Origin of the sequence: Ralstonia sp. UBA689, assembly GCF_002298975.1 — a bacterium.
Lineage (GTDB): Bacteria > Pseudomonadota > Gammaproteobacteria > Burkholderiales > Burkholderiaceae > Ralstonia.
Map to the genome: position 1 here is coordinate 74,265 of NZ_DBMV01000010.1, position 22,783 is coordinate 97,047.

Consider the following 22,783-nt stretch of genomic DNA (forward strand, 5'->3'; position numbering starts at 1 on the left):
CCTGACTGGCACATCAGCTTGGGCCAAACCACGCTCACAGCTCCGAGTCATGAATACTGAGCCATCGCTGCCACAAGGCAGCCGACGCGCAGTTGCGCCATGTAAGAACGCGTTAGCCAAGGGGAGTATTTTCGCCAGCCTCTAATCGCGCAAATAATGCTGCGCACGCACCCGTTCGCCGCGCCTTGCCCGGCGCCAGGCCAAACCGTTGACGAAACTGCTTACCAAAGGCCGATTGATCGGTAAAACCGCAAACGGCGGCAATTTCTCCAAGGTCGAACTTTCGATCCGACCGAACCAGATAGTGAAGGCTTCTTTTGAGCCGAGCCTCCTTGACGGCTTCCCTGACAGTGAATGGCTGCGTCTCAAAGAGCCGATAGAGTTGCGCGCGTGAGCAGTTGATGGCCTGGGCGATTTCCTTGGGTGCCAGATCGTGCTTGTGCAGATTCTCTTCTATATAACGCCAGACCGCGAACATCCTGCCGTCCATCCGTCGCGCTGACGCATTAACAGAGTTCAAAAGTTCCGATCGGACGGTCAGGTTGGCGAGATCGATCGTCGCGTTGAGGACGTGGTGCAATGTGTTGGGCGCCAATTCGGTGCTTTGCGTGCGTAGCAAGTTCAGTTGCGCGGCCAAAAACGGTGCAAGCTTGGCGTTGCCCAGCGCGACTGCGACGGCGCTGACGCCAGCCGGATCCGGCAACATCGTTTCATGTACCAAGCCGCGCGGGAGCCATAGGTAGCTGACAGCCGAATCGCGCCAGTGATGACGTATTTGCTGGGCGCAATCGAGGGCAAATAGCTGATCCGCGCCAAAGGACATTTGGCGACCGTCCGGCAACTCGACGGTATGACTTCCTTCGTGAATCAGGCCAACGACAATATCGTTGCCAGACAATCCTGCGTGCTCATACCTAACCGTGTGAGTGGCTTCCACCCGGGATTGGCAACGACGTAAGAGATAGCTCCCGGCTCCTGCACAAATCGCACCATGCCAATGAAGATCGCCTGCGGGGACGCGCGCTCCGACCTCAGTGAAGGCATAGTGGGTCCAACAACCTTTGCTCGGAACAGAATGTTTGCCGTCGCAAAACGGCTTCCGGGCGAACGACTGCGCTTTGATTCCCCTCATCCGATACCTCATAACCACACAGAATGGCGGTGTTTTCCGACCCCTCTTACCGACTCCGCTTCTGGCGGCGGAGGCCGTGTCGAGGTAACTGCTGGACAGCTCGGTATCAAACCTGATCGGGTTCGTAACCGGTCGACCATTCACCAATGCTCGCATGTGCGCATGTGCCTTCTCAATTGAAATTGACGCGATGGCGTGCGAATGGTGATTGCGTCGCAGGAATCGATCTCAGGGTTTCAGAGTGACGGTCAGCACGTCGATCGGCATAACCAAGGCGTCGGCATTGCGCGTGTCAGCACCGACTGGAATCAAACGTTTCTACAACGTGCGTCTGCTCCGGGCTGGGCCAAACCTCAAGCTCCAATGCGTTAATTTGCACAAAATGCAGACCCACCTGGGGTATGAGCGTGTAGATAACACCGTATTGAGGCTGGACCGCAGGCGTCCAGGTCCCGGGCGTCTGCCCCGAAGCGGCCTATGGACGCCGATGAGGACGACATTTGAGCATCACGGGAGCCCTCACCACATCGAATCTTGAACGGCCCATCGAGCTCCCACGGGTAGACAGACGTGCCACCGCATGCCGGCACGGTGGTACAGTCTGCGGTCTACACGACTGGTACACATCACGTTACGAGCATCGTTGAAACTCCTTGAGTTTGAGCGACTTTTTTCCTTCAGACGCCGAATCTCACCGCTTCCGCCAGTCTTTTTTCTCCCCCTCAGGCCAACGCCCCCAGCAGCACATCAGTGCCCTTGCGCGACGCCTCGATCGCCCGTGCGGCCGTCTCCCTCAGCACCGTCTCATATCCGGCGATTGCCGCATCGAGCCCCACCCGCCCCTGCCGCACCTCGCCGATCCAGGCGGCGAAATTGGCCGCATCGGCCAGCGCGGTGTTCGCACCCAGACCACCGGCCGGACTCATGGCATGAATGGCGTCGCCGAGCAGCGTGACACGCGTGCCCGCCCAATGCGCCAAGGGCCGCGCGGTGCGCACTGGCAAGATGACCGTCGACGCCGCATCGCCATAGGCGAACAACGCGCGCAGGCCGCGTGCCCAGCCGGAAGACAGCGCCGCGACGCAGGCATCCGCGCTCGCCTGCGCGGCGGCCGCATCCACGCCGAGCCGCTGGTTTTGCCCGATCACCGCCCAGTAGAGGTAAGGCTCCACGTCGCTCAACCCAGCGCGAAGCTGCGCAGGCGACACCACAAAGCGCATCGCGTCGACAATCACCGCCAGCCCGTCGCCAAAAACGACGGTCGTGTTGCCCAACAACCGATCGTCGACACGCGCGAGCGCGGCGGGCGTCAGATACGTCTTGCCGTAAATGACCGAAGCATCGGTCAACTCGGGCGCGGCATCCGGCAGACGCTGCGTGCGCACGCCCGAATGCACCCCGTCAGCGCCGACCAGCACGTCAGTGACGAGTGCCGCGCCATCGTCGAACGTCACCTCGATGCGGCCATCGCCGCGCGGCCGATGGCGGACATGCCCTTTGCCAAAGTGCACCCAGTTGCCGATACCGTCGAGCAGCACCTCGCGCAGTGTCTGGCGATGGGCATTCAGGTCGGCAGCCTCGGCGGCATCGTCGTCGCGCCAGGAATCCACCCAGCGGCCTTCGGCTGGCCGCAGATGCGGATCGAACACGTGCACGCGGCGCGCCGGCACCGCACAGGTCTTGCGGAACAGCGCATAGCGCGACGGCGGCAGACTGGCCTGCAGCGCGCGCTGCCCGGCGGCATCGATGCGGATGCGATAGCCCTGCGGACGGCTTCCCATGGTGGCGTCGCGCTCGAACACATCGAAGGCAATGCCACGGCGCCGCAACCCTTGGGCCAGGCACAGTCCGCCCAGTCCCGCACCGATGATCGTCACATGCAGCGGCTCAGGCATGGGTCGGCTCCGCAAGCTGCCATGGCTGATCCGCTCGGCCGGCCAGCGCGCGTTGCGCCGCCGCCAGCGCCTCTTCAAAGCTGGCGACCACCTCCATCGGCACCTTGAACGCCTGCACGGCAATCGCCGCCTGCGCGCGCACTGCCCGACGCCGCTCCGGGTCTGGCTCGACATGCACCAACACCCGACACTGTGCCGCCAGCGCCGACTTGTTCTCCCTGAGCCAGACCGCGCGCACGCGGCGATCTTCGTGCGCCTCGTCCTCGCCTTGCACGCCGTGCAGCATCACGAATGGCTCATTGCGTGCCAGCAATGCGTTCATCTCGCGCACCCACTGCGCGGCATATCCCGGCGCCTGCGCGCCGCTGCGCAGCATCACGATAGGCCATGCCGAGACATCGTAGATGCGGAATCCGCCCAATCCTTCTGTCATGTTTCCCCCTGCTCGGATTGCAATACATGAGCGACGCCCTGCGCGCCGTGAGGTCACTATCGCGCACCGCAGCAAAGACGTGATAACGTGGTTTGGACAGAAACTATTGAAATCCCGCCATCCGCTCATGCGCGCATCCACCCGCACCTGCGATGCCATGCCCGCCCGGCCCCAAGCCGAACTGGCGGCCCTCAAGGCTTACAGCGAACGCACGGACGGCCCCGAGATCGTCGCCGTCGTCGGCACCGCCGACAGCAACGAGAGGCTTCAGTTCGGCACACGCGAGGTCGATTGGCACAGCCATCTGCGCGGCCAGATCTTCTGCGTAGACAGTGGCCTGATGCACGTGCGCACGCGACACGGCTCGTGGATACTGCCGCCGCATCGCGCCGGCTGGATTCCACCCGGCGAGATGCACAGCGCCACCATCAGCGGCGTGATGAGCGGTTGGTTCGTGCTGATCACACCCGCGTGCTGCGCCGACCTGCCCGACCGCCCGTGCGTGGTTGGCATCAGCGACGTGATGCGCGCACTGGTGCAGCGCGCCGTGACCTGGCCGGCGGAAGAGCAACTCAATCCGGAATGCAAGCGCATCGCCGCGGTGCTGCTCGACGAACTGCGCCACGCCCCGCGCGAGCCGCTGCACCTGCCGCTGCCGACTGACCGCCGCCTTGCGCGCATCGCCCAAGGCCTGGTCGACGCCCCCGGCGACACGCGCACGCTGCAAGCCTGGTCAGAATGGGCCGGCGTATCACCGCGCACGGTCAACCGATTGTTTCTGGCGGAGACCGGCGTCGGCTTCGCGCAATGGCGGCGTCAGGCGCGGCTGGTGCACGCGCTCGAACGCCTGGCCGCCGGCGAACCGGTCGCCAACGTGGCCGATGCGCTGGGCTACGCCTCGCCCAGCAACTTCATCGCCATGTTCCGCCAGTACTTCGGGCTATCGCCCGCCCGCTACTTCGGTCGGCGCGAGGCGTCCGGCATCGCATCCGCCGACACGATGTGACTGATCCGGCCGAAGCCAGCAGGCAAAGCTGATATAGTCGCGTCGGCTCCGATTTCTGATTCTTGCGATGTCCTTCGTCTTCCGCCGAACCGTTCTCACGCTCATCGCCGCGGCTTCCGTTGCGGGCGCCGGGCTGGCCCGCGCACAAGCCAACGCACCGCAAGCGCCGGCAGCCTCCACGGCCGCATCGGGCGGCACAGTGGCTGAGCTGCAGCAGTTGCTGGCGCAAAAACGCCTGGCCGAATTGCGCACCACCTACAACGGCGACTACGGTACCAGCCTGCTACTCGTCAACGAAGACACCACGGCCTACGTTGCCCTGTCGTATCGCAAAGAACTGTGGCGTGTGTACAAGTTTGCGTCGGTCGCTCCGGCCGAAGGCGCATACGAGACACTGGCCAGCCAGACCCGGACATGGGCCGAAGATGATCTGCGCCGCGCCGTCACGGCCGGCCAGAAAGCGCAATTGGAGCGCGAAGCCCAGGCGGCTCAACAGCGCGCAGCGTCGCTCAGAGAGGAAGTCCGCATCATGCAGGCGCAGCGGCAGAAGATGCTGACCGAGCAGCAGACCATGCGTCAGGAGACCAAGGCGCTGGACATCGAGCGCCGTGCGTATCAGACGCAGGTCGAATCGCTGCAGCAGCAGATCCGCCTGCTGGAAAAGCAACTCAACGATCCGCACTGGTCGCCGGCACCGTAAATTTCTTTGAACTCCACCTTCCTGGCCTGGCGCGGAAGCGGCAGGCCAGCGACCACCCGGCCCTTGATGCTGCCTGCATCGACTTAAGAGTAATCCGATCGACCACCGCCCATCTACCGCTTAGCATGGCGCCTGCTTGCGCAGCCGGCTTGAACGTCCGCTGCGGCCATCAGTGGAGACGGATGTGGAATCCCCCAACTTCATCATCGACGGAAACCTGCGCCTACCAGGCCTGGTGCGTATGCCGCCGCCCTTCGGGCCACCGGACGACAGCGCACAGGCCATCGTCGACGCGCAGCAGGACACTGCGCCCACCGATTCTGCCGCCAAACGGTGCGGGGAGGCCGGTACAGCGAGCCATGAGCTGTGGCGTCAACGCGTAACCGCGCTGTCGGTTGGCACGGCCTGCACGTTGACCGCCGCGCTGCTTGGCTGGCACACGGGGCAGCATCGTCTGCCAGCCGCGGAGCTTGATCAAACGCCCGTGGCCGCCATCGCCCAGCCGATCGCATCGCCCGTTCCGCTCGAAAACCTGCCGTCCGAGCGGATCGCGTCAATGGAAACCCACGAAGAAGCCGCGAAATCCGAAATCGTTACCGCAGCGGCGGTTGCACGGGCGCCCGACATTGCGTTTAACGAAACGGAAGTCGCCGCGCGGGTCATCGGTGCTGCAAGGCCGGCCCTGGCGCAATTGCCGGTAAAACCGATGCGGCCGCGAGCACTTTTGCAGGCAGACGAGCCCGCACCGACGCCGCCCAAGTTGGAGCCCACGCCCACACTGCACGACGATGAATCTGCGGCCATCGAAATCGAGCTGGCAACGGCCGACACGGCGCCAATCGCATCAGGCTATGCCGCACCGGGCACGCCGGTGCGCATCGAACTGCAACGGCATACGCGCTTCACGGACTGACCAGCGCGCGCCGCCGCGCTGGCTCAGTGGAGCTGACCGCCGGTTTCGCGTACGTCGTGCAGCGTGCGCAGCGTTGTCTCGATGGCGATGCGCAGGCCGGCCACGACGGTATCGTGCGCCATGCTCGGTTGCCCCGGGTGCTTGGCTGCCTGCGACGGCAGATACGGAATGTGGATAAAGCCGCCGCGCGTGTGCAGATTCTGACGGGCGATGGCATGCATCAGCCCATAGAACACGTGGTTGCAGACAAAGGTGCCTGCCGTCTGCGAAACTGAGGCTGGAACGCCGCCCGCGCGCAGCTCGCGCACGATGGCCTTGATTGGCAACGTTGAAAAATACGCGGCCGGCCCGTCACTCGCGATGGCGATATCGATCGGCTGCTTGCCCGCGTTGTCAGCAATGCGCGCGTCGTCGACATTGATGGCGATGCGCTCGATGGCCATCTCGGCGCGGCCGCCGGCCTGCCCCACTGCGATCACAACATCCGGCTGCAGCGTCTGCAGCAACTTGCCGAGCACTTTGTTGGATTCGCCGAAGATGGTCGGCAACTGGCGCGCGATGATGTCGGCACCGGCGATTCCCTGGCCGTCGAGGGTGCGCACGGCTTCCCACGACGGGTTGAGGGGTTCATTCTCGAATGGGTCAAAACCGGTGACGAGGACGGTAGGCATGACGTTCTCCTGCTTGCTGCGTAAGACTAAAACGATGATAAACGTCCGTCGAACATCATGCCCAAGTGCGTTGCGGCGTCAGTTTGCCTTGCTGCGCTTGTTCTCGAAGTTCAACAGGATGTCGACTTCTTCCGTGCCCGCGGTATGCAGCCATTCGCGCGTCAGGCGCTCGCCCAGGCGGCGCATGTCGCCCTGCAGGGTCACGTCGGGATTGAGCACGCGCACGCCGGTCTTGGCGAGCTCGGCTTCATCGCGCTCATACGTCTGGCGGCTCGAGTCCCAGCCGCGCGCCTCGTAATCCTTGGCGAGCTTGAGCACGGTCTGCTGCATCGCAGGCGGGAGCTTGGCGAAGCGCGCCTCGTTGACGAACACGGCGTTCTTCGGGATCCACGCGTTAACCTTGTAGTAATAGGTCATGCGTTGGCCAGCCTTCGTTTCCAGACCGGTAGACGGCGAGGTGACCATCGTGTCGATCCGGCCGCCGGCAATCGCGGCAGTCAGATCGGCGGCTTCCACCTGCACGGCCTGCGCACCGTACAGCTCGGCAATGCGCTTTTGCGCCGCGTTATAGGTGCGCAAACGATGCCCCTTCAGGTCGGACAAACGGGCGATCGGTGTTTCGGAATACAGGTTCTGCGGCGGCCAGGGCACGGCGTACAAAAGGCGCAATCCGTTGGCCTTCATTAACGCTTCGATGTGGCTGCGCGAGGCATCCCACAGCAGGCGCGCATCGCTGTAGCCCGACACCACGAAGGGAATCGAATCCACGCCGAAGAGCGGATCGCGCTGGGCCAGCGTGGAGAGCATCACCTCGCCCGCCTCGGCCTTGCCGTCCTTCACGCCGTCAAAGATGGCGGCGGGCTTGAGCAGCGAGCCGTTCGGGTAGACGTCGAGCTTAAGGCCGCCGTTGGTTGCGGCGCTTACAGCGGTGGCGAAGGCCTGCAGGTTTTGCGTATGGAAATTGACGGCCGGATACGGCGTGGCCACGCGGAACGTTTCAGCACGCACCTGGGCGGCCGACAGCAGCGACAGCGCGCTGGCTGCAAGAACACAAAAAAAGCGGCGTCCCGACATGGAACGGCCGCTCGTCATCTGGCTGCTCATGAATCCCCCCGGAGAAGAGCACGATGCGAGGTCTACGACCGCATGCCCTTGTCTCGCGGGCAGCGATCGCGCTTGGTGGCGTCGGCCGGCTAAGAGCCGCCCGCGTGACGCACACCGCACGCGACGCATTAAACACGATTAGTGGAGCATCAGGAAGTACAAGAGCACGATATTGGCTGCAAGCAACAGTAGCGCGGTGGGGACTTGCGCTTTGATCACAGCGTTCTTATCGGACAGCTCCAGCAGCGCGGCGGGCACGATATTGAAGTTCGCCGCCATCGGGGTCATCAGCGTGCCGCAGTAGCCCGAGAACATGCCGATCGCCGCCATGACCGCTGGGTTGGCATGAAACACGCCCACCAGGATCGGCACCCCTACCCCGCCCGTCATGACCGGGAAAGCCGCAAAGCCGTTGCCCATGATGACGGTGAACAGCGCCATGCCCACGCAATAGACAATCACCGCGACCAGGCGATAGTCCATGTTGATGTAGGCGGTGGTCAGGTGCGCAACAGCCTTGCCCACGCCGGCGTCGGCGAAGACCAGGCCCAGCATGGCCAGCATCTGCGGAAGCACCAGCGCCCAGCCGAGCGATTCCGTCAGGCGGCGCGATTCGCGCATAGCCTGCACCGGCGTATCACGCGTGAGCCAGCAAGCCAGCGCGAGCGAGATGATGCAGCCCAGGCCCAGCGAGACGAAGGTCTGGTTCTTCGGATCGAGTAGCAGATCGCTGCCGATCTTGATGTCCTTCAGGAACACGCTGCCGATGACGGTGACCACCGGAATGGTCAGCGCCGGGATGAACAGGCGGTTGCCCAGGCGCTTGGCCGAAGCGCGGCGCTCTTCGGCCGGCAGCTCGCCGTGCTTGCCGAGCGTCACGCCGCCCGTGCCGGCCAGCAGCGCCATCAGCACCGCGCCGCAGCCCACCACGATCGGCGGGATCTTGTCGCCGACCAGGAAGATCACGGCAAAGATCGCCCAAAACAGGCCCGTGGTCCAGCGGCGCGGGTGGTCCTTGTCGGCAAAGGTCATCAGCGCGGTGATCGTCAGGATGATCCCGGCCAGCCAGTACAGATAGTTGATCGACAGAATCATGGCTTACCCCTGCTTGGCCGCAGCCGTGTTGGTGTTGCCGACAGCGCCCCGCTGGTTACCCATTTCACGGGCCAGCCAGCCGTCCAGGCGCTTGAGGCGCACAGCGTGGATCAGGAACGCGCAGATGGCGGTCGGGATGCCCCACACCGCGATATGCAGCGGCTCTATGTCGATGCCCGAGCCGAGCAGGAACGTGTGCATCAGAGCAATGGCGCCAAAGGCCACGAAGATGTCTTCGCCGAAGAACAGGCCGACGTTGTCGGTGGCGGCGCAGAAGGCCAGCAGGCGTTCGCGCACCGGCGCCGGCAGCTTGCCGAAGCGGTTCTCGGCGGCGCCTTCGGCCATCGGGGCCAGCAGCGGACGCACCATCTGCGGATGGCCGCCGAGGCTCGTCAGACCTGCCGCAGCCGTCAGCTCGCGCACGGCGAGGTAGACGATCAGCAGACGACCCACCGTGGCCGATTGAATGCGCGAGATCCAGTTCTGTGCGTGCTCACGCAGGCCGTGGCGCTCAAGCAGCCCCACCACCGCCAGCGGCAGCAGGATGATCAGCGGCAACGTCCGCGTCTTGATGACACCCGTCCCGATCGCCGTCAGGATTTGGTCGATGGACATCGACGCCGCAAAACCGGTGGCGATGGCGGCCACGGCCACCACCAGCATCGGATTGAACCGCAGGATGAACCCCGCGATGATGACGACCACCCCGATCAGCGGCCATAGATTCACTGCCGTACTCATATGGTGCTTCCCCCCCCAAGTGACTCGAACCTGCCCACGATCCTGCTGCGCATCGCGATCGTAAGCAGGTTCAAAAAAGCCCCGCATGGAAGTTGCGGGGCGTGCTTCAGGCATCGGCGCCAACAGCGATCCCCTCGCTGCCGAGCCGTTCCCGGATGCGTCGCGCGAACGCCAGCGCATGCGCGCCGTCGCCGTGCAGACAGACGGTTTGCGCGTGGATCGGAACCCACGTGCCATCAATCGCTTTTACGCGCTGCTCACGCACCATGGTCAGCGTTTGGTCGAGCGCGGCGTCTTCGTCGTCGATCAGCGCGCCGGGCGTGCCGCGTTTGACGAGCGAACCATCGGCGTTGTAGCCGCGATCGGCAAACACCTCTTCCTTGGCCTGCAGGCCGAGTTCGCGCGCCGCCTTGACCAGTTCGCCGCCAGCAAGGCCAAACACCGCCAGCGACGGATCGAAATCACGCACCGCACGCGCAATTGCCATGGCCAGCGGCCGGTCGCGCGAGGCTTGGTTGTACAGCGCGCCGTGCGCTTTCACGTGGGCCAGCTTGCCGCCCTGCGCGCGCACGATGGCCGACAGGCCGCCGATCTGGAACAACACACCCGCGTAGATCTCTTCGGGCGGCAGGTGCATCTCGGTGCGGCCAAAGTTCTCGCGATCAGGAAAGCTCGGATGCGCGCCGATCGACACGCCCTCGCGCAGCGCCCACGCGGTGGTCTGGCGCATCGTGCTGACGTCGCCGGCATGCCAGCCGCAGGCGATGTTGGCGGAACTCACCAGCGCGAGCAGCGCCTCGTCGTTGTCGCAGCCTTCGCCAAGGTCGGCGTTCAGATCAATCGTCGTCATGATGTTGTCTTCCGGTGCTCAGGCATTCAGCCGCGTCTTGGCGGTGCGCCGCGCGGTGGAGAGAATGCCCTGTCGCTGCCAATCCAGCGCGGTTTCGATTTGCTGCAGATAGCGTGCCACATCAGCGCGCGCACTCTCGGCCTCTTCCAACGTCACGCGCTCGAAGCGGATGCGCGTGCCAAGCGGCACTTGCGCCAGACGCCACTGGTCGGCCAGGATCACACTGCCGATCTTGGGGTAGCCGCCGGTGGTCTGCGCGTCAGCCATCAGCACGATGGGCTGTCCCGACGGCGGCACCTGGATCACGCCCGGCACCACGCCATGCGAGAGCAGATCGCCGCTGCGCTGCTTCTTGCGCTGAAGCTCCGGCCCTTGCAGGCGGAAGCCCATGCGGTTGCTGTTGGGGGTCAGCGTCCAATCCGATTCCCAGAACGCAGCCTGCGATTCGGCGAGGAAATCGTCGTACTCCGGGCCGGGCAGCACGCGCATCACGGGTGTATCGCCTTGCGTACGGTCGAACGTCCAGCGCGCGGCCTTGACGGCGACGGCATCGCCGCTGATGTCGGGCGCGTATGTCGTGTCGGCAGGCAGCACGGGGAGCTTGTCGCCGTCTTTCAGCGGCCGGCCTTCGAAACCGCCAAAGCCGGCTTTCAGGTCGGTGCTGCGCGAGCCCATCATCTCCGGCACGTCGATGCCGCCAGCCACGCACAGGTAGGCGCGCACGCCGCCCTGCGCCACGCGCAAAGTCAGCGTCTGCCCGCGCTGCACGGGAATGGCGCGCCAGGCATGTACGGCCTCGCCGTCGAGCGTCGCGCGGCAATCGGCGCCCGTCAGCGCGATGAGGCCGTTGGCCTGGAAGCGCAGTGTGGCGTTGCCGAGCGTGAACTCGATACCCGCCGCATCGCTGCGGTTGCCGACGAGGCGGTTGCCCACGTACAGCGACAGAGGATCCAGCGCACCCGACGTACACACGCCAAAGCGGCGATAGCCGGTGCGGCCCAGGTCCTGCACGGTGGCCAGCACGCCGGCCCGCACGATCTCGATCATGGCTTGGGGTTTCGAACTCATGCGCGCACCTTCGAGGCGACGAAGCGGATGCGGTCTCCAGGTGCCAGCAGCGCCGGGGGGTCGCGCTGCGGCAAGAAGAGCGCCGCCTCCGTGCGGCCGAGCAATTGCCAGCCACCGGGGGATGCGGCCGGGTAGATGCCCGTCTGCTCGCCGCCGATGCCGACCGAACCGGCAGGCACCGCCATGCGGGGTTCCGCGCGGCGCGGCGTGGCGAGCGATTTGTCCAGGCCGCCCATGTAGGCAAAGCCCGGCTGGAAGCCGAGGAAGTAGACGATGTATTCAGGCGCGGTGTGGCGGCGCACGACTTCGGCCGGCGTCAGACCAGTGTGGCGCGCGACTTCGCGCAGGTCGGGGCCATCGTCACCGCCATAGGCGACTTCAATGTCGACCAGCTTGCCGTCGGCCACCAGCGCCTCGCTCTCCTCCCACGCTTCGCGCAGCAGGGTTTCGAGCAAGCGCGCGTCGGCCAGCGGCCCGAACACGAGCGTGAGGTTGTTCATGCCGGGCACCACGTCGATCACGCCAGCCCAGTGGGACGCGCGCGAGGCCATGGCCCAGATACGCTGCTGGCAATTCAGGGTCGCCGGCGGCGACACCTCGCACAACAGCGCCAGTTCGCCCAGCCGGTGAATCGTGCACTGCAACTTAACCCCCGTCTCGTGTGCGCGGTTGGCGGAAAGATGCCGACCAAACGAAGCGCGATTGAAAACGAAAGCGATACGTTAATAAAACGTTGATAAATTCTATATAAGAAGTAACCCTAGGTTTGGCAGGGTCAGGCCACATTCGATCGCCGCCCGGCTGCCCTCATCATAGGCGTCGGACACGACGGACGTGACAGGCATGTTATGCCAAAGTCATATGAAACGATGAAGACGCCCTCTGGAACAAGAGGCGCGAGGCCATGCGGGGGTCAGGCTGCAGGCTCTTCGCGCGTTGCACGCAAGCCCACGACAAGCGCTCCCACGGCGCAAACAGCCATCATGCCCAGCAGCGGCAGCGCGCTCTGCCCGATGGCGGCCACCACCGTGCCCGTCACCATGCCCAGCCCGAACTGCATGGCGCCCATCAGCGCCGAACCGGTGCCGGCGCGAGCGCCCTGCCCGGCCATCGCCAGCGCGCCCGTGTTGGGCGAGATGCAGCCGATCGATGCGATGTAGCAGAACAACGCTGCCAGCACGAGCGGCAGCGGCGTAAAGCCGGCCGCTGCCGCCGCCGTGGCGAGCACGCTGGTCACGGCCGGAATCCACAGCGCCCGCCGCAGCACGCGCGCAGGAGAGCGCCGGCGCACCAGCCGCACGTTCACGCGCGAGGCCGCAATCATCCCCGCCGCGTTGCTGCCGAACACCCACGCGTACTGCGACGGCGTCAGCCCATAGCCGTCGATCAGCACAAACGACGACACGGTGATGTACGCGAACATGCCCGACAGGAACACCGCGCCACACCACATATAGGCGGCGTAGTGGTGGTCGCGCAGCAGCTCCCAGTAATCGCGCAGCACGTGGCCGACCGCCAGCCGGCGAGCGTTTTCCGGGGCCAGCGTCTCGCGCATCAGGTAATGCACGGCCAGCAGCGACAGCACGCCAAACCCCGTCAGCAGCGCAAAGATGATCCGCCACGACCCCACCTGCAGCACCGCACCGCCGATCATCGGCGCGAGGATGGGCGCCACGCCCATCACCAGCATCAACGTGGAATACGCCTGCGCGGCGCCGGCCGGGTCCATGCGATCTCGCACCGCTGCGCGCGCGATGACCATGCCCGCGCAGCCTCCGAAGCCCTGCACGCCGCGCAGCACGGCCAGCATCGTCGCGTCCTTGGCAAACGCGCAGCCGACGGAGGCCGCCACATACAGCGCCAGACCGATATACAGCGGCGGCTTGCGCCCGAAACGGTCGCTGGCCGGGCCGTAGATGAGTTGGCCGATCGCCAGGCTGATCAGGAAAACCGTGAGCGTGAGCCCCGCCGCGGCCGACGAGGTATTCAGGTCGCGCGCGATGGTGGGCAAGCTGGGCAGATACATGTCGACCGACAACGGGCCGACAGCGGTCAGCATGCCAAGCAGCAGAAGCCAGCCGGGAATGAGGCCGGGCAAGCGGAAACGTTCGGAAGCGGGAGCAGTCATGGGAGGGAATGCAGCGCGGTAGCGGGCTTGGCATCCGCGCCGAAGCAAACGGCAGACTGTAGCGCAAAGTGATGAACCGCGCCCAGGCACCGGGCAGGTGCACGCGATGGTCGCCCCCTCCAATCCGCCCCAGACGAGGGACATACATGCAACCTGCATACCCCGGCATGACAAGCAGAGACCTGCAAATCGACCCAATCAGGCCGGCACGGGATTTGCACTCCCGCACTCCTCGTACGAGGCAGGTGCAAACCCGCTGAAATCGGCGTCCAGCGCGGTGCCGGACGATATAATCCGCGCTTGATGAAAAGCATCACCCAACCATGATGATTGCTGCAATGCGTCGAGGCGAATCTGCATCGGCATTGCAATCTGTGAAGTGTCGTCAACGCCCATAAAAGACCGCCTCCGCAGCGCGTTGCGCGCGCGGTGAGCGGCACGGAAACCACGAGCCAATCTGTTGTGACACAACATCCTCCGCGCCTGTCGCTGACGGGCATGACCAAGCGCTACCCGAGCGTGGTCGCCAACGACGGCGTGAGCCTGGCCGTCGCGCCGGGCGAGATCCACGCCGTGCTGGGCGAAAACGGCGCCGGCAAGTCGACGCTGATGAAGATCATCTTCGGCGCGGTGCAGCCCGACGCCGGCGAGATGCAGCTCGACGGCCAGCGCGTCGAGATCGCCAACCCGCATCAGGCACGCGCGCTGGGCATCGCCATGGTGTTCCAGCACTTTTCGCTGTTCGATACGTTGACGGTGGCCGAGAACATCCTGCTCGGCCTGCCCGCCGGCACCGACCTGCACGACGTGGCCGAACAGGTGCGCACCACCGGCGATAAATACGGCCTGCCGCTGGAGCCGCATCGCCATGTGCATACGCTGTCGGTAGGTGAGCGCCAGCGCGTGGAGATTGTGCGCGCGCTGCTCACGCACCCGCGCCTGCTGATTCTCGACGAGCCGACCTCGGTGCTGACGCCGCAAGCCGTCGAAAAGCTCTTCGTCACGCTGCGCCAGTTGGCAGCGGAAGGCACCAGCATCCTCTACATCAGCCACAAGCTCGACGAAATCCAGGCGCTGTGCCACACCGCCACGGTCATGCGCGCGGGCAAGGTCACGGGCGTGTGCGACCCGCGCCAGGAAACGGCGGCGTCGCTGTCGCGCATGATGATCGGCGGCGAGCCCCCGCGCGAACTGCGCCCGCAGACCACTCCGGGCGAAGTGCGCATGGAGGTAGCTGGCCTGTCACTGCCCAAGTCACACGCGTTTGCCACGGAACTGCGTGACATCGCCTTGCAACTGCGCAGCGGCGAGATCGTCGGCATTGCGGGCGTGTCGGGCAACGGGCAGCAGGAACTGCTGGCCGCCCTGTCGGGCGAAGACACGCGCGCGCCGGCCCAAACCATCAGCATCGGCGACGAGCCGGTTGCCAAACTGGACCCGCGCGCGCGCCGCAAGCGCGGGCTGTCGTTCGTGCCGGAAGAGCGCCTGGGGCGCGGCGCTGTGCCGTCGCTCTCGCTGACGGCCAATACGCTGCTCACGCACCAACGCGCGCCACAGGTGCGCGGCGGGCTGATCGATAAGAAAGCCGCCGCCAAGTTGGCTGCCGGCATCATCAGCCGGTTCGGCGTGAAGGCCGGTGGGCCGGACGCGCTGGCCAAGAGCCTGTCGGGCGGCAACCTGCAGAAATTCATCGTCGGCCGCGAAATCGAATGCGCGCCGCGCGTGCTGATCGTCGCGCAACCCACCTGGGGTGTGGACGTGGGTGCGGCGGCGCAGATCCATAACGAAATCCTCGCGCTCAAGGCAGCGGGGTGCGCCATCCTCATCGTGTCGGAAGAACTCGACGAACTCTTTGCCCTGTGCGACCGCCTGCACGTGATCGCCAACGGACGCCTCTCGCCCTCCACCCCCACGCACGCCACCGACCGCGAACAGATCGGCCTGTGGATGAGCGGCATGTGGGACAAGAACGGAGCCGGCGCGGCCTCTGCCACCGCATCCTCGGAGGTGGCCCATGGCTGAAGTCATGCACGGCAGCCGCCTGGCGTTGCCGGTTTCGCTGGAACTGCGCGCGATCCCGTCGCGCACCATGGCGTACGCCTCGCCGCTGATCGCGCTGGTGCTGACCATGGTGTTCGGCCTGCTGCTGTTCGCGCTGCTGGGCAAAGACCCGGTGGCCGGTCTGCGCGTGTTCGTGGTCGAGCCACTGGCGAGCAAGCGCGCGATTGGTGAGGTGCTGCTCAAGACCGTGCCGCTGGTGCTGTGCGCACTGGGGCTGTCGGTGTGCTACCGCGCCAACGTGTGGAACATCGGCGCGGAGGGGCAGCTCATCGTCGGCGGCATCTTTGCGGCGGCCACCATCATTTGTTTCGATACGCCCACGCCGGCCATTCCGGGGGGCCTCGCGCTGGTGCTCGCCATCGTCGCCGGGCTCATCGGCGGCGCGCTGTGGGCGTCGATCACCGCCCTGCTGCGCGACCGCTTCCATGCCAACGAGATCCTCGTCTCGCTGATGCTCACGTACATCGCGCAGTTGCTGCTGCTGTACATGGTCAACGGGCCGCTGAAGGACCCGAACGGCATGAACTTCCCGCAATCGATGGTGTTCGACGCTGCGTTCGTCCTGCCAACGCTGGTGGCCGGCACGCGCCTGCACGTCGGCTTCCTGTTCATGCTGGTGATGACGGCGGCGATGACGCTGTTCGTGTTCCGCAGCTTCGCAGGCTATCGGCTGCAGGTGGGCGGGCTGGCGCCGCAAGCGGCGCGCTACGCGGGCTTCTCGTCGCGCAAGGCGCTGTGGACGGCGCTGCTGATCTCGGGCGGTCTGGCGGGCATCGCCGGCGCATTTGAAGTGACGGGGCCGATCGGGCAGTTGCTGCCCTCCATCTCCCCCGGCTACGGCTTTGCCGCCATCGTGGTGGCCTTTGTCGGGCGCCTGCATCCGGTGGGCACCGTGCTGGGCGCGATCGTGATGTCGCTGTTCTATATCGGCGGTGAACTCGCGCAATCGCGCCTGGGGCTGCCGTCCGCCATCACCGGGGTGTTCCAGGGCATGCTGCTGTTCTTCCTGCTGGCCTGCGACACCTTGATTGAATACCGCCTGCGCTGGCGCGCGCACCACTGATCGGGCCGCACATATGGAAAGTCTCGCTCCCCTGATCGCCGCGTCGATCAACGCCGGCACTCCGCTGCTGCTGGCTGCCCTCGGGCTCTTGATGAACGAGCGCTCCGGCGTCCTGAATCTCGGCGCCGAGGGCATGATGCTGGTGGCCGCCGTAGCCGGCTTCATGGTCGGCTACCAGACGCAGATTCCGCTGCTGGGTTTTGCCGCCGGCGCGATTGCCGGCATGGTCATGGCCGCATTGTTTGCCTGGCTTGCGCTGGTGCTGGTGACCAATCAGGTCGCCACCGGTCTCGCCTTGTCGATCTTCGGCACAGGGCTATCGGCCTTCATGGGCCAGCGCTTTGTCGGCATGTCGCTGCCGGCGCAGGCGCATGGCATTCCAGGGCTGGAATCGATTCCGTTCATCGGCCCGGCACTGTTTGCGCACCACTGGATGGTCTATTTCAGCCTGCTACTGTGCGGCGCCATCGCGTGGTTCCTGTTCAAGACGCGTGCGGGGCTGACGCTGCGCGCGATTGGCGAATCGCCGGAATCCGCGCACGCGCTGGGCTATCCGGTACGCACCATCCGCTTTGGCGCGCTGATGTTCGGTGGCGCGTGTTGCGGGCTGGCGGGCGCGTACCTGTCGCTGGTCTACACGCCAATGTGGGTCGAGAACATGGTCGCCGGGCGCGGCTGGATTGCCCTCGCGTTGACCACCTTCGCCACCTGGCGCCCGCTGCGCATCCTGTTCGGCGCGCTGCTGTTCGGCGGTGTGACGATCTTGCAGTTCTACCTGCAGGGGATGGGCGTGTCGATGCCGTCGCAGATTCTGTCGATGGCGCCATTTGCCGCCACCATCGTCGTGCTGGCCATCATCTCGCGCAACCCGGATTGGATTCGCCTGAACATGCCGGCGTCGCTCGGTAAGCCATTCCGACCGGGCTCTGCCTAAGCTTTCTGCATTCCGCTTTTCTTTGCTTCATCACAGTCAACGAGCCACACAACAGGAGAAATTGATGAACGTTACCCGCAGGATCACGCTGGCCGCCCTGGCCGCCGGCGCTGCCCTGACCCTCTGGGGTTGCGGCAAGTCCAACGAAGGCGCAGGCGACAAGACCGCCGCGCCGGCCGCATCCTCGGCACCGGCCGCTGCCGCGCCGGCACCAGCCAATGAGCCGCTGAAGGTCGCGTTCGTCTACGTCGGCCCGGTGGGCGACGCGGGCTGGACGTACGCCCACGACGCCGGTCGCAAGGAAGTCGAAGCCAAGTTCGGCGACAAGGTAAAGACCTCGTTCGTGGAAAGCGTGCCCGAGAGCGCGGCTGACGCCGAGCGCGTGTTCCGCGACCTGGCCACCCAGGGCAACAAGGTCATCTTCGGCACGAGCTTCGGTTTCATGGAGTCGATGCTCAAGGTCGCCAAGGAATTCCCGGACGTGAAGTTCGAGCACGCCACCGGTTTCAAGACCGCCGACAACCTCGGCCAATACGACGTGCGCACGTATGAAGGCGCGTATCTGGCGGGCGTGGTGGCTGGCAAGATGAGCAAGTCGGGCAAGCTGGGCGTGGTGGGTTCAGTGCCCATCCCCGAGGTGATCCGCAACATCGACTCGTTCACGCTGGGCGCACGCAGCGTCAACCCGAAGGCCACCACCCGCGTGGTTTGGGTCAACAAGTGGTTCGATCCGGGCAAGGAGCGTGAGGCTGCCACCACCCTCATCGGGCAGGGCGTCGACGTGCTGATGCAGAACACCGACTCCGCCGCCGTCGTGCAGACCGCGCAAGAGAAAGGCGTCTACGCGCTCGGCTGGGACAGCGACATGACCAAGTTCGGCGAGAAGGCCCACCTGGCCGCCTCGATCAACAAATGGGGCGTGTACTACACCAAGGTCGTCGGCGACGTGCTTGAAAACAAGTGGAAGCCGGAAACCGTGTGGTGGGGCCTGAAGGAAGGCGCGATCGATCTGGGCGCTTACAACGCCGTGGTGCCGGAAGACGTCAAGGCGCTGGTCGAGACCCGCAAGAAGGGCATCATCGACGGCTCGGCCCCGATCTGGAAGGGTCCGCTCAAGGACAACACCGGCAAGGAAGTCCTGCCCGCCGACAAGGTCGCCGACGACGGCTTCCTGCACGGCATCAAGTTCTACGTCGAAGGCGTGGAAGGCAAGATTCCGGGCTAAGTCTTACCCGTTGCAGCAAGAAGCCGGCGCCTCGCAAGAGGGCCGGCTTTTTTCATCGCCACACTTGAAAACGGCGCCGTTTGCCCAAGCTGATACGATGCTTTGCCGGCCAACCTGCCTCATGTGAAGCCGGCCTTTCATCAAGGACCCTGCCATGTTCGGACGACTCTTCCGCCTGTGGAGCGTGGTGCGCAACGACGTGCGCCTGCTGTGGTTTGCACTGCGCCACCCGAACGCGCCGTGGTGGCTGGCGCCCGCCGCGCTCCTGCTGGTGGGCTATGTGGTGTCGCCGATCGATCTGATCCCGGATTTCATCCCGGTGATCGGCTGGGTGGATGACATCGTGCTGGTGCCGCTGGCTCTGCACGCGCTGCTGCGCGCCCTGCCCGAACGCGTGCGCGAAGACGCACGCTTTGCCGCCGCCCGGCGTATATAGCCGGGCAAGCTGCGACTTCCCCTCTTCTTACGGCAGCAAAATGGTCGAACCGGTGGTCTTGCGGCTCTCCAGATCACGGTGCGCCTGCGCCGCGTCCAGCAGTTCGTAGCGCTGGTGAATCTCGATCTTCACCTTGCCGCTGGCGACCACATCGAACAGTTCGGCTGCCATCGGCTCCAGCAGGTCACGCCGCGCCGTGTACGTCATCAGGGTCGGGCGCGTCAGCTTGAGGGATTTCGCACTCAGCAGGCTCAAATCCACCGGCGGCACCGGACCGGACGCATTGCCGTAGGTGACCATCATCCCGCGCGGCGCCAGACAATCCAATGACCCCTTGAAGGTGTCCTTGCCGATGCCGTCATAGACGACCGGCACACCCTTGCCGCCGGTGAGCTCGACCACGCGCTCGGTAAAGTTCTCGCGCGTATAGACGATGGTGTGGTCGCAACCGTGCGCGCGGGCAAGTTCCGCCTTGGCGTCACTGCCGACCGTGCCGATCACCGTGGCGCCGAGCGCTTTGAGCCACTGGCAGGCGATCAGGCCCACGCCGCCGGCCGCGGCGTGAAACAGCACCGTGTCACCCGGCTGCACGCGATAGCTGTCGCGGATCAGGTATTGCGCGGTCATGCCTTGCAGCATCATCGCTGCGCCGGTCTCGAAGTCGATGGTGTCGGGCAGGCGCACCAAAATATCAGCCGGCATGGTACGCATCGCCGCATAGGCGCCGGTCGGGCGGCCAGCGTAGGCAACGCGGTCGCCAGGCTTGACGTGCGTCACGCCCTCGCCCACCGCCTCCACCACGCCCGAGGCTTCCATGCCGATGCCGCCTGGCAGCGGCTGCGGATACAGCCCGGTGCGGAAGTACACGTCGATGTAGTTCAGGCCGATGGCGTGCTGCTTGACGGTGGCCTCGCCGGGGCCGGGCGCGGGCACGTCGACATCGACGAGCTTCATCACTTCCGGACCGCCGGTTTCAAAGATGCGGATGGCTTTCGCTTGTGTCATGCGTGAATCTCCTTCGGGTCGGGCTGCACCTGTTGCAGGGCGGCCATCACCAGATCGGCGGTTGCCAGGTTGGTGGCACAGGGAATGTTGTGGACGTCGCACGCGCGCACCAGCGCATTGATGTCCGGTTCGTGCGGCTGTGGCGTCATCGGGTCGCGCAGGAAGATAACGGCGTCGACACGGCCTTCGGCCAGCTGCGCGCCGATCTGCAGGTCGCCGCCCCACGGGCCGGACAGCATGCGCTGCACAGTCAGGCCGACTTCCTTCTCCAGCCGGCCGCCGGTGGTGCCGGTGGCCAACAAGTCGCACTGTGCGAGGTAGGCCTGGTGCGTCTGCGCAAAGGCAATCATGTCGTCCTTCTTGTGGTCGTGCGCGATCAGTGCGATGCGGCGGCGCGTGGCCGGGGATTGAGATGCCATGAAGAAGCCTCGTTCAGAACGTACCAGGATAAGCGCCGCCATCCAGCAGGATGTTCTGCGCGTTCAAGTAGCCGGCGTGCTGGCTGCACAGGAAGGCGCAAGCAGCGCCAAACTCGGCCGGTTGACCAAAGCGCCGCGCCGGGTTGCCCTGGCGCTTGCGCTCCAAGTTCTCTTCCGCGCTGATTCCGGCAGCCTTGGCGCCCGCTTCCAGCGTCTTGGTCAGGCGGTCGGTCTCGAACTGGCCGGGCAGCAGATTGTTGACGGTCACGCCATGCTTGGCCACCTCGCGCGCAAGCCCCGCGACGAAGCCGGTCAGGCCCGAACGCGCGCCGTTGGACAAACCCAGCACGTCGATCGGCGCCTTCACCGCACCGCTGGTGATGTTGACGATGCGACCCCAGCGGCGCTCGATCATCTTGTCGATGGTCGCCTTGATGAGTTCGATGGGCGTGAGCATGTTCGCGTTCAGCGCGGACATCCACGCCTCGCGGTCCCAGTCACGGAAGCTGCCGGGCGGCGGGCCACCGGCGTTGTTGACAAGGATGTCGGGCGAGCCGCCCAGTCGCTCGCAAGCGAGCAGCGCCTCGGCGCGGCCTTCCGGCGTGGTGATATCAGTGGCCACGGCTTCGACGCGCACGCCACGTGCGGAGCGGATGCGCTCGGCCGCAGCCAGCAGCGCTTGAGCGCCGCGCGCCACGATCACCACGTCCACGCCTTCGGCGGCTAGCGCGTCGGCGCAAGCGAGGCCCAATCCCTTGCTCGCGCCGCACACCAGCGCGCGCTTGCCTTTCAAGCCCAGGTCCATCCAGTCTGACTCCTCGTGGTTGTTTTGTGCCGCTATTTGGATTGCCCGCGCCGCGACAGCAGCGCCATGCCGGCCAGCACCAGCGCACTGCCGGCAATCTGCCACAGCGTGATCGGCTCGCCCAGCAACCACCAGCCCAGCAGCAGCGTCGATACCGGCCCGATCATGCCCGCCTGCGACGCCACCGGCGCGCCCACGCGCGCCACGGCCATCATCGTCATCGTGACAGGGGCCACCGTGCAGAACACCGAATTGATGGCCGACAGCCCATACACCTGCCACGGCAACACCAGCGCGGATACCGGCCGCAGCACCAGGAACTGCACGATGCACGCCACCGTCGACACGCACATTGCGTAGGCCACCAGCCGCATCGAACCGACGCGCTTGACCAGCTCACCGCTGGCCAGCAAATAAATTCCGTAGCTGATGGCGCTGGCCAAGACCAGTCCGCCGCCCAGCCAGACGTAGTTACCGCCCAGATTCAGGTCGTGCGCGAACACCAGCACGATGCCCGCATAGGCAAGAGCCAGCGACAGCCATTGCAGCCCGGTGATGCTGCGCTTGAACACCGTTGCCGTAATCAGCAGCACGAACGACGGCGTGAGAAACAGGATGAGCCGCTCCAGCCCCGCCGTGATGTACTGCAGGCCGAGAAAATCGAGAAAGCTGGAGAGGTAATAGCCGATGATGCCGAGGCCGACGATGCGCCAGCGATCGGCCGGCGCCAGCGGGGCCGCGCGGCGCGACTGCCACCAGCCCATCGCCATGAACAAGGGTGCGGCCAACATCATGCGAAGCGTGATGACCATGACCGCATCCACCTGGTAGCGGTACATCAGCTTGGCGACGATGGCCTTGGCCGAAAACAGCACGGCGCCCACGGAGGCGAGCACCAGGCCGCCGGTGTCGGTGGTGCTCGTGGGGGCGGAAGACGCAGAAGACGCAGAAGACGCGGTAGTCACAGCGGAAGGCGCGGACGGGCGTGAGGCGCGCGATGGTGAGTGGGAGAGCGCGTCGATTGTATGTGAATTCCGTCATTCGTTCCGACGCGGGGTGCGCTGCACGTGGCGCGGCTTTCGTTTGGCCCCGCACCCGA

General features: G+C 65.3%; 24 protein-coding genes. 8 read left to right on the forward strand and 16 right to left on the reverse strand.

Translation table 11 applies throughout. From position 1 onward, the window contains the following. Positions 1-112: 112 nt before the first annotated feature. From B4F51_RS05005 to B4F51_RS05015, 3 genes are all read right to left on the reverse strand, one after another. Positions 113-898 (reverse strand): helix-turn-helix domain-containing protein, encoded by a 786-nt coding sequence (locus B4F51_RS05005; protein WP_296223992.1) that lies wholly within the window; start codon positions 896-898, stop codon positions 113-115. A gap of 956 nt (positions 899-1,854) precedes the next feature. Then, on the reverse strand, positions 1,855-3,027 hold the full coding sequence (locus B4F51_RS05010) for an FAD-dependent oxidoreductase (RefSeq protein WP_296223993.1): 1,173 nt from the start codon (positions 3,025-3,027) through the stop codon (positions 1,855-1,857). Then, complete coding sequence (locus tag B4F51_RS05015; protein WP_296223994.1) at positions 3,020-3,460, reverse strand: hypothetical protein; 441 nt, start codon at positions 3,458-3,460, stop codon at positions 3,020-3,022. Before B4F51_RS05015 ends, B4F51_RS05010 begins: the two co-directional genes overlap by 8 nt. Before the next feature lie 157 nt (positions 3,461-3,617). Between B4F51_RS05015 and B4F51_RS05020 the strand changes: the two genes are divergently transcribed. The 3 genes from B4F51_RS05020 to B4F51_RS05030 all read left to right on the forward strand — a co-directional run bounded on the left by B4F51_RS05020 (position 3,618) and on the right by B4F51_RS05030 (position 6,079). Then, entirely contained in the window at positions 3,618-4,466 is an 849-nt protein-coding gene (locus B4F51_RS05020) for an AraC family transcriptional regulator (RefSeq protein ID WP_296224106.1), read from the forward strand. A 67-nt stretch (positions 4,467-4,533) separates the two neighbouring features. Further along, on the forward strand, positions 4,534-5,166 hold the full coding sequence (locus B4F51_RS05025; protein ID WP_296223995.1) for a DUF2968 domain-containing protein: 633 nt from the start codon (positions 4,534-4,536) through the stop codon (positions 5,164-5,166). Positions 5,167-5,350: 184 nt separating this feature from the next. Next, positions 5,351-6,079 carry a ribonuclease E gene (locus tag B4F51_RS05030; RefSeq protein ID WP_296223996.1) on the forward strand — a complete coding sequence of 243 codons (729 nt, stop codon included), beginning with the start codon at positions 5,351-5,353 and terminating at the stop codon, positions 6,077-6,079. Between the two features lie 23 nt (positions 6,080-6,102). Here B4F51_RS05030 and pcp read toward each other — a convergent pair whose 3' ends face one another. The 9 genes from pcp to B4F51_RS05075 form a co-directional block, all read right to left on the reverse strand. Further along, positions 6,103-6,750, reverse strand: a complete 648-nt coding sequence (gene pcp, locus B4F51_RS05035) for a pyroglutamyl-peptidase I (protein ID WP_296223997.1) — start codon at positions 6,748-6,750, stop codon at positions 6,103-6,105. Between the two features lie 78 nt (positions 6,751-6,828). Then, positions 6,829-7,854: a TRAP transporter substrate-binding protein gene (locus B4F51_RS05040; protein WP_296223998.1), complete on the reverse strand. Its 1,026-nt coding sequence runs from the start codon at positions 7,852-7,854 to the stop codon at positions 6,829-6,831. Positions 7,855-7,992: 138 nt separating this feature from the next. Then, on the reverse strand, positions 7,993-8,949 hold the full coding sequence (locus B4F51_RS05045) for a DUF979 domain-containing protein (protein ID WP_296223999.1): 957 nt from the start codon (positions 8,947-8,949) through the stop codon (positions 7,993-7,995). Positions 8,950-8,952: 3 nt separating this feature from the next. Next, on the reverse strand, positions 8,953-9,690 hold the full coding sequence (locus B4F51_RS05050) for a DUF969 domain-containing protein (protein WP_296224000.1): 738 nt from the start codon (positions 9,688-9,690) through the stop codon (positions 8,953-8,955). Positions 9,691-9,796: 106 nt separating this feature from the next. Then, a complete protein-coding gene (gene pxpA / locus B4F51_RS05055; RefSeq protein ID WP_296224001.1) occupies positions 9,797-10,540 on the reverse strand; it encodes a 5-oxoprolinase subunit PxpA in 744 nt (247 codons plus the stop codon). Between the two features lie 18 nt (positions 10,541-10,558). Beyond that, on the reverse strand, positions 10,559-11,608 hold the full coding sequence (locus B4F51_RS05060) for a biotin-dependent carboxyltransferase family protein (RefSeq protein WP_296224002.1): 1,050 nt from the start codon (positions 11,606-11,608) through the stop codon (positions 10,559-10,561). Continuing rightward, positions 11,605-12,252 (reverse strand): 5-oxoprolinase subunit PxpB, encoded by a 648-nt coding sequence (gene pxpB / locus B4F51_RS05065; protein ID WP_296224003.1) that lies wholly within the window; start codon positions 12,250-12,252, stop codon positions 11,605-11,607. Before pxpB ends, B4F51_RS05060 begins: the two co-directional genes overlap by 4 nt. A gap of 269 nt (positions 12,253-12,521) precedes the next feature. Continuing rightward, complete coding sequence (locus tag B4F51_RS05070; RefSeq protein ID WP_296224004.1) at positions 12,522-13,736, reverse strand: multidrug effflux MFS transporter; 1,215 nt, start codon at positions 13,734-13,736, stop codon at positions 12,522-12,524. Positions 13,737-13,934: 198 nt separating this feature from the next. After that, positions 13,935-14,132 (reverse strand): hypothetical protein, encoded by a 198-nt coding sequence (locus tag B4F51_RS05075; RefSeq protein ID WP_296224005.1) that lies wholly within the window; start codon positions 14,130-14,132, stop codon positions 13,935-13,937. 102 nt (positions 14,133-14,234) lie between these two features. Between B4F51_RS05075 and B4F51_RS05080 the strand changes: the two genes are divergently transcribed. From B4F51_RS05080 to B4F51_RS05100, 5 genes are all read left to right on the forward strand, one after another. After that, positions 14,235-15,758: an ABC transporter ATP-binding protein gene (locus B4F51_RS05080; RefSeq protein ID WP_296224107.1), complete on the forward strand. Its 1,524-nt coding sequence runs from the start codon at positions 14,235-14,237 to the stop codon at positions 15,756-15,758. Further along, entirely contained in the window at positions 15,751-16,860 is a 1,110-nt protein-coding gene (locus B4F51_RS05085; RefSeq protein ID WP_296224006.1) for an ABC transporter permease, read from the forward strand. Before B4F51_RS05080 ends, B4F51_RS05085 begins: the two co-directional genes overlap by 8 nt. 13 nt (positions 16,861-16,873) lie before the next feature. Further along, a complete protein-coding gene (locus B4F51_RS05090; RefSeq protein ID WP_296224007.1) occupies positions 16,874-17,794 on the forward strand; it encodes an ABC transporter permease in 921 nt (306 codons plus the stop codon). A 64-nt stretch (positions 17,795-17,858) separates the two neighbouring features. After that, on the forward strand, positions 17,859-19,019 hold the full coding sequence (locus B4F51_RS05095) for a BMP family ABC transporter substrate-binding protein (protein ID WP_296224008.1): 1,161 nt from the start codon (positions 17,859-17,861) through the stop codon (positions 19,017-19,019). Positions 19,020-19,173: 154 nt separating this feature from the next. Beyond that, the gene (locus B4F51_RS05100) at positions 19,174-19,455 is read left to right on the forward strand and encodes a YkvA family protein (RefSeq protein WP_296224009.1); all 282 of its coding nucleotides are present in this window, start codon (positions 19,174-19,176) and stop codon (positions 19,453-19,455) included. Between the two features lie 27 nt (positions 19,456-19,482). On the opposite strand, the gene B4F51_RS05105 is transcribed toward B4F51_RS05100, so the two are convergent. Genes B4F51_RS05105 through B4F51_RS05120 form a run of 4 tightly spaced genes read right to left on the reverse strand, consistent with a single transcriptional unit; the run spans position 19,483 to position 22,649 of the window. Further along, positions 19,483-20,460, reverse strand: a complete 978-nt coding sequence (locus B4F51_RS05105) for a quinone oxidoreductase family protein (RefSeq protein ID WP_296224010.1) — start codon at positions 20,458-20,460, stop codon at positions 19,483-19,485. Then, a complete protein-coding gene (locus B4F51_RS05110; RefSeq protein ID WP_296224011.1) occupies positions 20,457-20,879 on the reverse strand; it encodes a methylglyoxal synthase in 423 nt (140 codons plus the stop codon). Before B4F51_RS05110 ends, B4F51_RS05105 begins: the two co-directional genes overlap by 4 nt. A gap of 13 nt (positions 20,880-20,892) precedes the next feature. Then, on the reverse strand, positions 20,893-21,684 hold the full coding sequence (locus B4F51_RS05115; protein WP_296224012.1) for an SDR family oxidoreductase: 792 nt from the start codon (positions 21,682-21,684) through the stop codon (positions 20,893-20,895). Between the two features lie 32 nt (positions 21,685-21,716). Then, positions 21,717-22,649, reverse strand: a complete 933-nt coding sequence (locus B4F51_RS05120; RefSeq protein WP_296224013.1) for a DMT family transporter — start codon at positions 22,647-22,649, stop codon at positions 21,717-21,719. Positions 22,650-22,783: the final 134 nt, after the last annotated feature.